Raw genomic sequence first — 14,350 nt, forward strand, 5'->3', positions numbered from 1 at the left:
CGATCGGCCGCTCAGTCGGACTCCGCGCGTCTGGCGCGGTACGTCCGCATCTTCGCCCGGCTGCCGCAGACCGCCATGGTGCACCAGCGGCTGCGGCCGGCCGGGCTCTTGTCGTAGAACGCCCACCGGCACTCGTGGGCCTCGCATGCCTTGAGCCGGGTCCAGGTGCCGTCGGCCACCGCGGTCGCGATGCCGGCGGCGATACGAGCGGTGAGCTGGTGCGCGCCCTGGAGACCGGGGGCGGGGCGCAGCGCAGCGCCGCCTTCGGGGTCGACGGCCAGGACGAGGGGCGCGGCCGCCAGCAGGCGGTCCAGGGTGCGGGCCGCGTCGCCGGGCAGGGCGGTGCGGGCGGTGTGCGCCAGACAGACCGCCCGTAGCGCCTCGCGCAGCTCCAGCAGGTCCCCGGTCTCCGCCGACGCGCCGCGTTCCGGGGCGAGTTCGGGCAGGCCGTGGTCGCGGAGGAAGGCGCCGAGGCCGCCGTCGGCGGTCAGCGCGTCCTCGCCGGTCTCGATGTCGAGGGTGTTCACCAGGTCCTGCACCAGGAGCAGGGAATCCGGAGCTGTTCGGGCCGCCACCCTTGCCACGTTACCGGCTGCGGGCCATCATGCAGTAACGGAGTTACCGGTTGAATGGATCTGGAGGTAACGTCATGGCACTTATCTCGCTCGGTGTCGTCGCGCTGGACTGTCCCGACCCCCGTGCCCTCGCCGACTTCTACGCCGAGCTCCTCGGCTGGCGGGCCGAGGGCGAGGACGACTGGTACGAGGTCGCCGGACCGGACGGCAGGAAGCTCGCGTTCCAGCAGGTCGCGGACTACCGGCCGCCGCAGTGGCCCGGCCAGGACGCACCCCAGCAGCTCCATCTCGACTTCGACGTACGGCCGGCGGACATCGACGAGGCCGAGCGCAAGGTCCTCGCGCTGGGCGCCAAGCTGGTGCAGAGCGACGACGGCGTACGCGACTGGCGGGTCTATCTCGACCCGGCCGGGCACCCCTTCTGCCTCTGCCTGACCGAACGCTGAGCCGGCCGGCCGATCACACCCCCGCCCCGTCCAGCCGCCCGATGGTCGCCGTCGACGGGACCCGGCGGCCGCGGACCGAGCGCGCCGCCGACTCCGCGCCACGCACCGCCCGCAGCGCATTGCCCCAGGTCAGGGCCGCCAGATCGCGGAACGACCAGCCCCGGTCGATGAGTTCGGCGATCAGCTGGGGGTAGCTAGCGACATCCGGCAGCGGCCCCCGGTTCGCGGTGTCCGTGTCTGTTTCCGTGTCTGTTTCCGTGTCTGTTTCCGTGTCTGTTTCCGTGTCTGTTTCCGTGTCCGTGTCGAATCCGGCGCCGATGCCGACATGGTCGGGACCCGCCACCGTCCGCACATGGTCGAGGTGGTCGGCGATGTCCTGTACGGAGGCCGGGGCGCCGCCGCGCGCGATGCGTTCGGCGGTGAAGGTGACCATGCAGACGCCGCCGTTGCGGGGCAGCCGCGAGAGCACGTCGTCGGGGACGTTGCGGGGATGGCCGGTGACCGCGCGGGCCGCCGTACCGCACAGCAGCACCGGGGACCTGGTGACCGCGAGGGTGTGCCGCATGGTGTCGGCGGAGGCGCGGGAGAGGTCGACGAGCATGCCGAGGCGGTTCATCTCGCGGACCACCTCCTCACCGAACGGCGTCAGCCCGCCGGCCTTCGGCTCGTCGGTCGCCGAGTCGGCCCAGGGGGTGTTGCGGTCCGCGGTGAGCGCCAGCGCGCGGACGCCGAGCCGGTGGAAGGCGCGCAGCACGCTCAGCGAGCTGTCGATGGCGTGGCCGTCGGCGGGCCCGAGCAGAGAGGCGATCCGGCCGTGGTTGCGGGCCTCGGTGAGGTCGTCGGCGGTCAGCGCCGGGCGCAGCGCCTCGGGGTGGGTGCGCACCAGCGTGTGCACCAGGTCGATCTGTTCCAGCGTCGCGCGGACGGCCTGTTCGCCGGTCAGCCCGGACGGCACCCGGAGGGACCAGAACTGGCCGCCGACGCCGCCGGCCCGCAGCCGGGCGATGTCGGTGCCGTTGCAGCCGTCGACGACGGGGTGTGCGGCGAGCAGGGCGCGGGCCATGGCGAGCGGGCCCCGCTGGTCCACCAGGAGCGGGCGCTTCGGTGTCCGGCGGCCCGCCTCGGTGGCACCGGCGGCAGCCGTGCTGCCCTCTTCCTGCTGCTCGGGCACGAGATCGGCCATGGCGGCACTCCCTGGTGGGACAGTGGTAGAGCCACGGTGGCACGGGTGCCGCAACGGTTCGCGGTGAGCGATCCGTACGAGTTAGCGCCTACCTTCGCGTTCCGGCGGGCGGGCCGCCCCCGCTACGGCGGCCCGCCGATACGCCGTCGGCCGGCGCCCGGCCTATGCGTCCGCGCCGTCCAGCTGCTCGATCGTCGCGAGGGACGGGCCGCGCCTGCGCTGCTCGTCGCGGGCGACGTCCTCGGCGGCGCGCAGCGTGCGGACCGCGTTCTGCCAGGTGAGTTTGGCCAGGTCGGACGGGGACCAGTGGCGGTCCAGCAGCTCGGCGAGCAGCCGCGGGTAGGCGGCGACATCGGTGAGGTCCGCGGGGGTGAAGGCGGTGCCGTCGTAGTCGCCGCCGAGCCCGAGGTGGTCGATGCCGGCGACCTCACGCATATGGTCGAGGTGGTCGGCGACGGTCGCGGCGGTGGCCTCCGGCATCGGGTGCGCCTCCTTGAAGGCACGCTGCACCCGCATCGCCTCGGGGGTGGTGTCCAGGTGGTGGAAGCCGTGCGCCCGCATGTTCTCGTCCGCGCGCAGCACCCATTCGCCGACCTCGGGCAGGACGAACTTGGGGACGAAGGTGGCCATCGCGATGCCGCCGTTGGCGGGCAGCTGGGCCAGGACGTCGTCGGGGATGTTGCGCGGGTGGCCGCAGACCGCACGGGACGAGGAGTGCGAGAAGATCACCGGCGCGGTGCTGACCCGGAGCGCGTCGCGCATCGTTTCCGCGGCGACATGCGAGAGGTCGACGAGCATGCCGAGCCGGTTCATCTCCCGGACGACCTCCTCGCCGAAGGCGCTGAGGCCGCCGGCCCGCGGTGCGTCGGTCGCCGAGTCCGCCCAGGCCAGCGAGTCGTTGTGGGTGAGCGTCAGATAGCGGACGCCGAGCTGGTGCAGTGCGCGCAGGGTGGCCAGCGAGTTGTTGATGGAGTGGCCGCCCTCGGCGCCCATCAGGGAGGCGATGACGCCGTCGGTGCGGGCGGCCTCCATGTCGTCGGCGGTCAGCGCCAGCCGCAGATCGTCCGGGTAGCGGGCGGCCAGCTGCCGTACCGCGTCGATCTGTTCGAGGGTGGCGCTGACCGCGGTGTCGCCCTGGTAGTCGGAGCGTACGTAGACCGACCAGAACTGGGCGCCGACGCCGCCGGCCCGCAGCCGCGGCAGGTCGGTGTGCAGATACTCCGACTGGTCGACGGCGATATCGCGCCGGTCGAGGTCGTAGCGGACCTGCTCGCGCAGCGCCCAGGGCAGATCGTTGTGACCGTCCACGATCGGGTACTCGGCGAGGATCTTGGCGACCCTCGGGTCCGGCGCGGCGGCCGGCATCACTTCCCCCCGAAGCCGAAGCCGGACGGGGAGGCGACCTTGTTGCGCAGCCGCTTGCCCTTCTCGGTGGCCTGGTCGTTCAGCTCCTGCTGGAACTCCCGCATCCGGCCGAGGAGTTCGGGATCGTGGGCGGCGAGCATGCGGGCCGCGAGCAGCCCGGCATTGCGGGCCCCGGCGACGGAGACGGTGGCGACCGGCACACCGGCCGGCATCTGCACGATGGACAGCAGCGAGTCCATGCCGTCCAGGTACTTCAGCGGGACGGGGACGCCGATGACCGGCAGCGGGGTGACGGAGGCGAGCATCCCGGGGAGGTGGGCGGCTCCCCCGGCGCCCGCGATGATCGCCTTCAGGCCGCGCCCGGCGGCGTCCTCGCCGTACGTGATCATCTCGCGGGGCATGCGGTGCGCCGAGACGACATCGACCTCGTAGGGGATCTCGAACTCGTCGAGGGCCTTGGCGGCGGCCTCCATGACGGGCCAGTCGGAGTCGGAGCCCATGACGATGCCGATGAGGGGGGCGCCGGCCCCGGAAGTACTGGAGCTCATTCGGTGATCGTTCCTCGCAGGTAGCCGGCGGCGTGCGCGGCGCGCTCGCGCACGTCGGCCAGGTCGTCGCCGTAGGTGTTGACGTGCCCGACCTTGCGGCCCGGCTTCACGTCTTTGCCGTACATGTGAATCTTCAACTGCGGATCGCGTGCCATGCAATGCAGGTACGCCGCATACATGTCCGGATAGTCGCCGCCGAGAACATTGGCCATCACCGTCCAGGTGGCGCGCGGGCGCGGGTCGCCGAGCGGCAGGTCGAGGACGGCGCGGACGTGGTTGGCGAACTGCGAGGTGATCGCGCCGTCCTGGGTCCAGTGGCCGGAGTTGTGCGGGCGCATGGCGAGCTCGTTGACGAGGACGGCGGGTTCACCGTCGGCGTCGCGGATCTCGAACAGCTCGACCGCGAGATGCCCGATGACGTCCAGCTCCTCGGCCACCCGCAGGGCGAGCTGCTGCGCCTCGGCGGAGAGCCGCGGCGACAGGCAGGGCGCCGGGGCGATCACCGTGTCGCAGACGCCGTCGACCTGGATCGACTCCACGACCGGATACGCGACGGCCTGGCCGTGCGGCGAACGGACGACGTTGGCCGCCAGTTCTCGGACAAACGACACCTTCTCCTCGGCCAGAACGGGCACCCCCGCGAGGAACGGCTCGGCGGCCTCCTTGGAGGATCGCACGAGCCATACACCCTTGCCGTCATACCCCCCTCGGACCGTCTTGAGGATCACCGGAAAGCCGTCCCCTTCCGCCGCGAAGCGCTCGACGTCCGCGGGGTCGGAGACGATGCGGTGGCGCGGGCAGGGCGCGCCGATCGCGTCGAGCTTCGCCCGCATCACCCCCTTGTCCTGGGCGTGCACCAGCGCCTCGGGGCCGGGGCGGATCGGGATGCCGTCCGCCTCCAGTGCGCGCAAGTGCTCCGTGGGCACATGCTCATGATCGAAAGTGAGCACGTCGCAGCCACGGGCGAAGGCGCGCAGCGTGTCCAGGTCGCGGTAGTCGCCGATGACGACCTCGCTGACCACCTGGGCCGCCGAGTCCTGCGGGGTGTCGCTGAGAAGCTTGAATCTGATGCCGAGGGGGATACCCGCCTCGTGGGTCATACGGGCGAGCTGACCGCCGCCGACCATGCCGACTACCGGGAACGTCACGCCCCCAGGGTATCCGTACGGGGGTGATGCGCCGACCCCGGGTTGGAGGATCCTCCAAGTGCGGCTGTTCGGCCAAGGGCCGGCCGGAGATCGTCGGGGCCGGCCGTGACCCCCACAGGACAGGCTCTAGGGTCGGGCCGTCCGGGGCTGGGCGAGGGCGGGGAGGCCCTATGGGGAGCAGTGGCATACCGAGGATCAACACCAGGCTGCTGGTGATCGCCGTCGCGGTCGCCGCGCTGCTGATCGCGGCCCATTCGGTGATCAGCCAGCTCTCCGGGCCGAAGGTCTACGACGCGGAGCACACCGAGATATCCGTCGACGCCGGCGACCGCTTCGCCGTACGGGTCGCGGACGACCCCGCCGACGGCTACCGCTGGATCATCGCCGAGCCACGCCCCGACCCGGCCGTCCTGACGGCCGCCGGCGGGCACTACGACCCGGACGAGCCGCCGCCCTCCGGCGCCGGCGGCTCCCGCCATCTCGACTTCGAGGCGGTCCGCGCGGGCCGTACGGACCTGCGGCTGGTGCGCTGCCGGCGCTGCGGCACCGGCGCGGCCGAGGAGCCCGGCGCCCGCAGCCTCAACTTCCGGGTCACGGTCCGCTGAGCGCGCCCGCCGGCTGCCCGCGGATAGGGCCTCGGGAGCCGCCTGCGGCCGGAGTCAACAGGTGGCGGGCATCGCCCACGGCCGCTGGTTAGCATGAGGGGGCGGCCCGGGGTTGACGGCCGCGCCACCGCCCACGAGGAGCTGAACGATCACCATGAGTGAACGGAGCGTACTGCGGTCGCGGCTGGAGGCGCTCGCCCGGGAAGTGGCGAAGTTCGGTGCGGTCGGCGGCGCCGGGGTCGTGGTGAACTTCGCGGTGTTCAACCTCGTACGGCAGCTGACCGAGATCCCCGTCGTCCGGGCCAGCATCCTCGCCACGGTCGTGGCGACCGGCACCAACTACCTCGGCTACCGCTACTTCACCTACCGCGACCGCGACAAGCGCGGCCGGACGCGGGAGCTGACGCTCTTCCTGCTGTTCAGCGCGATCGGCCTGATCATCGAGAACGGTCTGCTCTACGTCGCGACCTACGGGTTCCACTGGGACAGCCCGCTGCAGAGCAATATCTTCAAGTTCCTCGGCATCGGCGTCGCCACCCTGTTCCGCTTCTGGTCCTACCGCACCTGGGTCTTCCGCGCGCTGCCCGCCCGCGAGGCCGTGGAGAGCGCCGAGTCGTTCCTCGCCGAGGACTCCCGGCGGGCCCGCAGCGTCTCCGGCCGATAGCGGGCGCGGCCCCCGGGGCGTGAGCGATGGGCCGTGGCCGGTGCCGGCTCACACGTCGGCCGGCTCCGCCTCCCGTGCCAGGAACAGCGCGAAGACCGGCGGATACTGCTGGAGCAGCTCCAGCCGCCCGCCGTCCGCCTCCGCCAGATCACGGGCGACGGCGAGCCCGAGGCCCGTGGAGTTGCGCCCGGAGACCGTCCGCTCGAAGACCCGCGAGCCGAGGTCCGGCGGCACCCCGGGCCCGGCGTCGGTGACCTCGACGACCACCTGGTTGCCGGTGACGCGGGTGCGCAGCGCGACCGTCCCGTCCCCGTGCATCAGCGAGTTCTCGATCAACGTGGCCAGCACCTGGGCGACCGCGCCCGGAGTGCCGACCGCCCGCAGCTCCTTCTTGCCGGAGCGGACGATGGCCCGGCCGGCACTGCGGTAGGCCGGCCGCCACTCCTCGATCTGCTGCTTGACGACCTCGTCGAGGTCGAAGGCGACCGCCGAGCCGGTGCGCGGGTCGCGGGAGTTGGTGAGCAGCCGCTGGACGACATCGCTGAGCCGGTCCACCTGGGCCAGCGCGATGGTCGCCTCCTCCTTGACCGTCTCCGGGTCGTCGGTGACGGTGATCTCCTCCAGCCGCATGGACAGTGCGGTCAGCGGCGTCCGCAGTTGGTGGGAGGCGTCGGCGGCGAGCCGCCGTTCGGCCGTCAGCATCCTGGCGATCCGCTCGGCGCTGGCATCCAGCACATCCGCGACCCGGTCCAGCTCCTGCACGCCGTAGCGGCGGTGGCGCGGCCGCGGGTCCCCGGAGCCCAGCCGCTCGGCCGTCTCGGCGAGATCGGTGAGCGGGGCGGTCAGCCGGCGGGCCTGGCGGATGGCCAGGATGACCGCGGCGACGATCGCCAGCAGCGCGACGGCCAGGATCACCAGCAGCGTCCGGCCGATCTCGGCGCTGACCGTGGAGCGGGACTCCTGGACCGTGACGGCCTCGCCCCGGTCGCCGTGGACGACCGACTCGATGACATCGCCCGAGGGACGGCGGCCGATCTCGATCGGCGATTTGCCCGGCACCTTGATCTGGGCGTAGCGGTGCGCGGTGATCTGCTCGGAGAGGATGTCCGGGGTGATCTTCTCGTCGCTGCCCAGCCGGCTCTCCACTATCCCGACGAGCCGCACCGCCTCGGACGCCACGCTCTCCTGCGCTCCCGACTGGATCGTGCGGGTCTCGACGATGACGAGCGAGACGCCGAACACGGCGATCACTACGAGCACCACGGCGAGCGTGGAGTTGATCAGGCGGCGGCGCACGGGCTGCTGGCTCTTTTCAGCTTTTTTCGAATCGGAAGCCGACACCGCGGACGGTGGCGATGTAGCGGGGGTTGGCGGCGTCGTCGCCGAGCTTCTTGCGGAGCCAGGAGATATGCATGTCCAGCGTCTTCGTGGACGACCACCAGGTGGTGTCCCACACCTCGCGCATCAGCTGGTCGCGGGTGACGACCCGGCCGGCGTCCCGCACCAGGACCCGCAGCAGGTCGAACTCCTTGGCCGTGAGCTGGAGTTCCTCCTCGCCCATCCACGCCCGGTGCGACTCGACATCGATCCGTACGCCGTGGGTGGCCGGCGGCTGCTGGGGCTCGGCGCTGGAGCCGCGGCGCAGCAGCGCCCGTACGCGGGCGAGGAGTTCGGCGAGCCGGAAGGGCTTGGTGACGTAGTCGTCGGCGCCGGCGTCCAGTCCGACGACGGTGTCCACCTCGTCGGCGCGGGCGGTCAGCACCAGGATGGGGAAGGAATGGCCTTCGTTGCGCAGCCGGCGGGCGACCTCCAGGCCGTCCATACCGGGCAGGCCCAGGTCGAGCACGAGCAGGTCGATATTGCCCTGGAGACCGGCGTCGAGCGCCGTGGGGCCGTCCTCGCGCACCTCGACTTCGTAACCCTCGCGGCGCAGAGCGCGGGCGAGCGGCTCCGAGATGGACGCGTCATCCTCGGCGAGCAGTACACGGGTCATGGCCCGATGGTAGTCCGATGCGTAGGACCCCCGGGGCGGAGCTGCGCGGATGGGCGACGACGGACCGTTTCCGCAGCGATCATGGCCGTGAGCTGCGGACGCTTCGAAGGGGCCACTCTGAAAGGTTCCCGACCCGAATGTGACCGTTGTCTCACGGCTCCCAAACGATCGTTAACGAGACGTATGGTGTCCGGACGTCCATCGCACAACTCCGGGACCGTGGCTCTTAACTGGAGTCGGCGGTCCCTGTTGTGTGCAGGGCTGGCACCACCAGTCCTGAACACAGTGACTGACCTGACGACCGGGTCCGCCGCGTAGCAGCACGGGGTGGGTGGATCCCGGTGTACGACCGTCCTGCCGGGGCCGCCTTCGCGTGGTGCCGAACCCCCCGGGCGTGGGGGGCGGGCATGTCTGCACCGGTGCCGGTCAACCCCCACAAGGGCGCGTATCGGGACTCTCGAACGCGTCCCGAGCAGACCAAGGAATCTTCCATGGCGTCCAGCCTGACGAAGGACACCCCCGGGCAGGGAACCCCTGCAAGTGGCGGCAAAACCTTCTTCGGCCACCCCCGCGGCCTGGCCCCTCTCTTCCTGACCGAGATGTGGGAGCGCTTCAGCTATTACGGCATGCGCGCCCTGCTTGTGGTCTATCTGATCTCCGGTGGCCCGGACGCCGCAAAGGGCGCCCAGGGCGGCGGTCTGGCCATGAATGAGGGCACCGCCGCGGCCATCTACTCCATCTATGTGGCGATGGTCTATCTGCTGGCCATGCCCGGCGGCTGGATCGGCGACCGCATCTGGGGACCGCGCAAGAGCGTCGTCATCTCGGCGGGTGTCATCATGACCGGCCACCTGTGCCTGGCCATTCCGGGCCAGGCCGGGTTCTTCGCCGGTCTGGCACTGGTCGCGATGGGCTCGGGGCTGCTGAAGTCCAACATGTCGACGATGGTCGGCCACCTCTACGACGGTCCTCAGGACCCGCGTCGGGACGGCGGCTTCACCATCTTCTACATGGGCATCAACATCGGTGCCTTCGCGGCGCCGCTGGCCATCGGCACCGTCGGCCAGACCGTCAACTGGCATCTGGGCTTCGCCATGGCGGCGCTCGGTATGGCCCTGGGTCTGGTGACGTTCCTGATCGGCACCCGCCACCTGAGCCCGCAGTCCAGCGTCGTACCGACCCCGCTGCAGGCCGAGGAGCGCGCCGCGTGGCTGCGCAAGGGCCTGATCTGGCTCGCCATCGCCGCGGTCTTCTACGGCATCGTCGGCTTCTCCGGTCACTTCACCCTGAACTGGGCGCTGATCCCGCTCGCCCTGCTCGGCCTGGTCATCCCGATCACGGTCCTGGCGCGTATCAAGCGCGACAGGGAGCTGAGCGACACCGAGCAGACCAAGGTCAGCGGCTACATCTGGTTCTTCGTGGCCGCCGCGGTGTTCTGGATGATCTTCGACCAGGCCGGCTCGACGATGTCCGTCTTCGCGGAGACCAAGACCAACGGTGAGGTCTTCGGGATGAGCTTCCCGTCCTCCTGGTTCCAGTCGGTCAACCCGCTGTGGGTCATGGCCCTCGCCCCGGTCTTCGCCTGGCTGTGGCTGTGGCTGGCGCGCCGCGACCGCGAGCCCAGCACCACGGTGAAGTTCGCCACCGCGATGTTCTTCATCGGCGTCTCGTTCTTCGTCTTCATCGTCCCGATGCTGATGGCCGAGGACGGTACGAAGGTCAGCCCGATGTGGCTGCTGTCCATCTACCTGATCCAGACCATCGGTGAGCTGTGCCTGTCCCCGGTGGGCCTGTCGGTGACCACCAAGATGGCGCCTCAGAAGTACGCCAGCCAGATGATGGGCGTGTGGTTCCTGGCCGTCACCGCGGGCGACTGCGTCACGAGCCTGATCTCCACCGCCGGCGCCGACCTGAGCGGTCCCCCGGTGCTGGCCGTCGAGGCCGGGATGGCCGTACTGGCCGGCTTCGCGGTGTGGCTGAGCCGCAAGAAGATCATCGCGCTCATGGGTGACGTCCGCTGACGCGAACATCGTCCTTAGCCACGGAAGGGCCCGGCACGTTGCGACGTGCCGGGCCCTTGCTTGTGGCGGGGCCTTGGTTGTGCCGGGCCTTGCTTGTCGCGGGGCCGGGCCGGAGCGTCCCTAGCCGCGCAGCCGCCGCCAGGGGGTGAACGTGTAGAAGGCGCCGCCGAGCAGGATGACGGTGCCGCCGACGAGGCCGAGCGCGACCAGGTCGCCGCGGCCGGTCGCCCCGGTCTCGGCGAGGCCGCCGCCGCTGCCGCCGGAGGCGCTGGCCGGTCCCGCGGCGCTGCCGCCGGTGGCCGCGCCTCCTGACGAACCGGTCGACGAACCGCCGGACGTCCCGCCGGAGGTGCCGCCCGGCTGAGCCGAGGTGTCCAGAGCGAGCGAGACACCCGGGTCCTTCTCCGGGGTGCAGGTCGTGGTCGTCCCGAGGGCGTTGACGGTGAGCACGCCCGGAGTCAGCGTCGCCTTGCCGGTGGCGCCCGGCTTGTACGTGCCCTTGAGGTCGGGGATCTCGATCGGGTCGCCGGACTTGATGGGTTTGTCGTTCGTCGGGCCCTCCACCTTGACCGTCCCCTTGTCAGCGCCGCCCAGCTTGACGTCCATCGACGGCTTGACCGAGTCCTTGGGGATGTCCGCCGGGCTGTCCATGACGGACTTCTTGAACTGCACCGTCAGGTCGTAGTCGCCGCCCTTCTTCACGGCGTTGATCTGCACCGGCGAGGTCGCCTTCTTGTCGCCGATGGGGGTCTTGCAGGCGTAGGGGACCTTGACTTCCTTGCCCTGGTACGCAGTGCCGTCCGGGTCGCCGCCGGAGCCTCCGGTGCCGCCGGTTCCTCCGCTGCCGCCGGTGCCACCGGTTCCGCCGGTTGTCGTCCCGCCGTCGGTGCCGCCGGTCGTCGATCCCCCGTCGGAACCACCGGCCGTCGTCCCGCCGTCCGTGCCGCCCCCGCTGGTCGTGCCTCCGCTGGTCGTCCCGCCCGTGTTCCCGCCGCCGTCCGTCACCGTGATGGTGACCGCGGGCTTCACCTCCTCCTTGGGCGAGCACTTGGTGTCCGTGGAGATCGGCTTGTTGACGTTGATGTTGTAGAAACCGGGCGTCAGCGTGACCTCGCCCGGCTTCTCCAGCTTCAACCTGCCCTTCATGTCGGACAGTTTCATCGGGCTGTTCTTGGGGATCGGCGGATTCTCCCGCGGCCCCTCCATCGCCAGATCCCCGGTCTGCGCCCCGGCCACCTTGATCGTGCCGGTCGGCTGGACGGTGTTCTCCGCCAGGTCGAGGATGTCGGGGTTCTTGGAAGCCGCCTCGACGGTCTTCCACACCACCTCGATCTCATCGCCGACCTTCGCCGTCGCGGGCGCGCTGACCGCCACCTTTGTGGTGCCCTCGACGGGCGGCAGCCCCGAGATCGGCGGCGGCAGACACTCCGTCTTGTACGCCGTCTCCGCGGCCTGGGCGGGCCCGGCCGCGGTCATGACGCCCGCACCCGCGAGCACCATCGCGGCCACCGAGGCCACGCCCGCCCTCCGTTGTCTCATCAGCCTCATCAGCGTCATCACGCAGAACCTTTCGACGTCGGTCGTTCGGTTGATGTGGTGGTGGACGGTGCGGTGTCCGGGGTGAACCACGGCAGGCCGGCGGGCTCGCCGTCCCGCGTGGTGGCACTTCTCCTTCTCCTGCCGGTCCTCGCCCTACGGCTGTGGGCCGGGCCGGTACTACGGCTGCGAGCAGCGCCTGTCGTACGGCTGTTGACGGCAGATGTCCCGGCGCGCGGGCGTACCCGGTCCACGATCGCCATCCCGATGCGGAACACCGCCGTCGGGACGACCACGCACAGCAGCACCCAGAAGAGCGTCACGCCCCACGGCCTGCCGACCCCCCACGGCTGTTCCACCAGGATCCGGCCGCCGTATTTGAGGGAGACCAGATAGTCCCCGTGCGCGCCCGCCGTCAGCTCCACAGGCAGCCTGACCTCGGCTTTCTTCCCGGCGGGTACGGTCCCCCGCCACTGCTGCTCCTCCCACTTGGGCGCGAACACACCATGCGAGGTGCCCACCTGGAAGACCGGATCCTTGGCCGGGGCGGCGCCGAGATTGCCGACCGTGACGGTCAACTCGCGCTGCGGCGGGGCACCGAACCAGGTCAGCAGGCCGCTGCTGCCCTCAAGCCGCGGCCGGTCGAGCACCGTCAGCCGGCCGCCGGTGCTCTCCTTGGGCAGCGGCGCCACCGGGTGGCCCGCCACCGTGAACGCGGCCTCCGCGGCATGCGGCTCACCGGTCACGGTCGCCACATGCACCACACAGGGACAGGGCTTGGGCGGCTCCGCGACCGGAAGGCTCCTACGGAAGGCGCCCTTTGCGTCGGTGGTGACGGCGCGTCCGTCACCGTTGGCGCAGGCGTTGGTGCCACCGATCATGTTCTGCCCGCAGATCAGCAGCGTGAGCAGCGTCCTGGGCCGCCAGCCACGCCCGGTCACGGTGAGCGTGCCGCCCTTGCCCGCCTCCTTCTTGGAGAGGTGTACGGAGGGCCCTTCGGCGGCGGAGGCGGTGCCCGCGGAGGTGCCGGCTGCTGCGGCGGTGGCGGTCATGGCGGGGACCGGTGCCAGTGCGAGGGCCGCACACAGGGCGTACGCGAACGCGGTCGCGGCCCGCCGCCGGGCGCGGCGCACCCGGACCGCCGCTCCGCTGATGGCCGCCGGCATACCTGTCTCGCCGTTCACGATCGCACCCCTGATCCCGTCCTCGTTCCCGCCAATTCCCGTGCTTCGTCGGCCATTTGGGGGTGTGCGGCCGGTCCGTCGTCGCCGCCGTCGCCCCCGGCCCCGGGGTCCGCTCCGTCCGCGTCCGCTCCGTCCCCGTCGACCCGCCTTCGCCGCCGCCGTACGACGGTCCAGCCGCCCGCCCCCGCTGCCAGGAGGAGTGCCGCCCCGGCGACCGCGCCCCAAGGGGCAGGGGTGTAGGCGGCCGTCGCCGATCCGTGCGCGCCGTCCTCCGCTGCCGCCGTGAGCCGTACGTGCACCGCGTCCAGAGCGGGCGGATCCGGCCAGTTCTCGGTGCGGTCGACGCGCTGACCGGGCCGCAGCTCGACCGGCAGGGTGCGCGCGGCGCGGCGCAACAGCGGGCCGAACAGCCCGTCGGCGCGCACCGCGAGGCGCGGTCTGAGCACCGTGTTGCCCCGGTTGACCAGCGCGTACCGGATCACCGCCGCGCTCCCCCGCCCGCTCACCGACACGTGCTCGACGGTCAGCGCGGACAACGTCGGCCCGGTGACCCGCAGATGGACCGCAACCCGGGACCGCTTCGTCCGCTCGTTCCGTTCGCCGTCACCGGTCGCGACGATCGCTCCGGGGTGGTCGCCGGGGACCGCGTCCGGCGGCACGGTCACCGTGAACGGCACGCTCGCGCGGGTACGCGGCGGGATCCTCACCCGCTGCGCCGCGAGCGCGATCCACGAGCCGGCGCCCGTGCCGCGCAGCCGTACGGTGACGGGCCGTTCGCCGGGGTTGCTGACGGACAGCCGGTCCTTCAGCACGGTGCCGGGACCGCCCTCCAGATAGAAGTAGGGGCGGTCCTGCGGGCTCGGCCGGGCGCCGTCGCCTGGCGCGGGCGCGAGGGACCAGCCGGGTGCGGAGGCAGCCTTCGGTGCGGCGGCCGGCCCGGCCACCGCCGTAGCCGTGGCGGGGCACAGCAGCATGGCGGCGGCCGCGAGGACCGTGCCCATGGCCGCTGCGCGAGTACGGAACGGCATCGGCGGCTCCCTGGTGCTGATGCTGGTGCTCGTACGGGGTGCGGGGGGCTGGGG

At 71.6% G+C, this 14,350-nt stretch carries 14 protein-coding genes; 4 read left to right on the forward strand and 10 right to left on the reverse strand.

The window, feature by feature from the left end; all coding sequences use genetic code 11:
- Window positions 1-11: 11 nt before the first annotated feature.
- Window positions 12-575: a CGNR zinc finger domain-containing protein gene (locus FCH28_RS34260; RefSeq protein ID WP_169314325.1), complete on the reverse strand. Its 564-nt coding sequence runs from the start codon at window positions 573-575 to the stop codon at window positions 12-14.
- A gap of 74 nt (window positions 576-649) precedes the next feature.
- On the opposite strand from FCH28_RS34260, the gene FCH28_RS34265 reads away from it, so the two are divergent.
- Complete coding sequence (locus tag FCH28_RS34265) at window positions 650-1,021, forward strand: VOC family protein (protein WP_136744133.1); 372 nt, start codon at window positions 650-652, stop codon at window positions 1,019-1,021.
- Between the two features lie 13 nt (window positions 1,022-1,034).
- Here FCH28_RS34265 and FCH28_RS34270 read toward each other — a convergent pair whose 3' ends face one another.
- The 4 genes from FCH28_RS34270 to FCH28_RS34285 all read right to left on the reverse strand — a co-directional run bounded on the left by FCH28_RS34270 (window position 1,035) and on the right by FCH28_RS34285 (window position 5,244).
- A complete protein-coding gene (locus FCH28_RS34270; protein WP_136744300.1) occupies window positions 1,035-2,084 on the reverse strand; it encodes a dipeptidase in 1,050 nt (349 codons plus the stop codon).
- Window positions 2,085-2,366: 282 nt separating this feature from the next.
- A complete protein-coding gene (locus tag FCH28_RS34275; RefSeq protein ID WP_136744134.1) occupies window positions 2,367-3,569 on the reverse strand; it encodes a dipeptidase in 1,203 nt (400 codons plus the stop codon).
- Window positions 3,569-4,117 (reverse strand): 5-(carboxyamino)imidazole ribonucleotide mutase, encoded by a 549-nt coding sequence (purE, locus tag FCH28_RS34280; protein WP_136744135.1) that lies wholly within the window; start codon window positions 4,115-4,117, stop codon window positions 3,569-3,571. Before purE ends, FCH28_RS34275 begins: the two co-directional genes overlap by 1 nt.
- The gene (locus FCH28_RS34285) at window positions 4,114-5,244 is read right to left on the reverse strand and encodes a 5-(carboxyamino)imidazole ribonucleotide synthase (RefSeq protein WP_136744302.1); all 1,131 of its coding nucleotides are present in this window, start codon (window positions 5,242-5,244) and stop codon (window positions 4,114-4,116) included. The genes purE and FCH28_RS34285 overlap by 4 nt, the downstream gene beginning before the upstream one ends.
- Window positions 5,245-5,435: 191 nt before the next feature.
- Here FCH28_RS34285 and FCH28_RS34290 point away from each other — a divergent pair, with 191 nt between their 5' ends.
- Window positions 5,436-5,870, forward strand: coding sequence for a protease inhibitor I42 family protein (locus FCH28_RS34290; RefSeq protein WP_246103460.1), 435 nt, complete (start codon window positions 5,436-5,438; stop codon window positions 5,868-5,870).
- Window positions 5,871-6,024: 154 nt separating this feature from the next.
- Entirely contained in the window at window positions 6,025-6,534 is a 510-nt protein-coding gene (locus tag FCH28_RS34295) for a GtrA family protein (protein WP_136744136.1), read from the forward strand.
- 48 nt (window positions 6,535-6,582) lie between these two features.
- Here the strand turns inward: FCH28_RS34295 and FCH28_RS34300 are convergent, their stop codons facing one another.
- Together FCH28_RS34300 and FCH28_RS34305 are read right to left on the reverse strand one after the other, a co-directional pair.
- Window positions 6,583-7,830: an ATP-binding protein gene (locus tag FCH28_RS34300; RefSeq protein WP_136744137.1), complete on the reverse strand. Its 1,248-nt coding sequence runs from the start codon at window positions 7,828-7,830 to the stop codon at window positions 6,583-6,585.
- A gap of 16 nt (window positions 7,831-7,846) precedes the next feature.
- The gene (locus tag FCH28_RS34305) at window positions 7,847-8,527 is read right to left on the reverse strand and encodes a response regulator transcription factor (RefSeq protein ID WP_136744138.1); all 681 of its coding nucleotides are present in this window, start codon (window positions 8,525-8,527) and stop codon (window positions 7,847-7,849) included.
- Window positions 8,528-9,018: 491 nt separating this feature from the next.
- Between FCH28_RS34305 and FCH28_RS34310 the strand changes: the two genes are divergently transcribed.
- Window positions 9,019-10,548, forward strand: a complete 1,530-nt coding sequence (locus tag FCH28_RS34310) for a peptide MFS transporter (protein WP_136744139.1) — start codon at window positions 9,019-9,021, stop codon at window positions 10,546-10,548.
- A gap of 120 nt (window positions 10,549-10,668) precedes the next feature.
- Here FCH28_RS34310 and FCH28_RS34315 read toward each other — a convergent pair whose 3' ends face one another.
- From FCH28_RS34315 to FCH28_RS34325, 3 genes are read right to left on the reverse strand one after another with little or no spacing between them, the layout of a single operon-like run.
- Entirely contained in the window at window positions 10,669-12,105 is a 1,437-nt protein-coding gene (locus tag FCH28_RS34315; protein WP_136744140.1) for a hypothetical protein, read from the reverse strand.
- Window positions 12,105-13,250, reverse strand: a complete 1,146-nt coding sequence (locus FCH28_RS34320; protein ID WP_425472064.1) for a hypothetical protein — start codon at window positions 13,248-13,250, stop codon at window positions 12,105-12,107. Before FCH28_RS34320 ends, FCH28_RS34315 begins: the two co-directional genes overlap by 1 nt.
- A gap of 14 nt (window positions 13,251-13,264) precedes the next feature.
- Entirely contained in the window at window positions 13,265-14,296 is a 1,032-nt protein-coding gene (locus FCH28_RS34325) for a COG1470 family protein (RefSeq protein WP_136744141.1), read from the reverse strand.
- Between the last annotated feature and the right edge of the window lie 54 nt (window positions 14,297-14,350).

The organism is Streptomyces piniterrae (assembly GCF_005048155.1).
Lineage (GTDB): Bacteria > Actinomycetota > Actinomycetes > Streptomycetales > Streptomycetaceae > Streptomyces > Streptomyces piniterrae.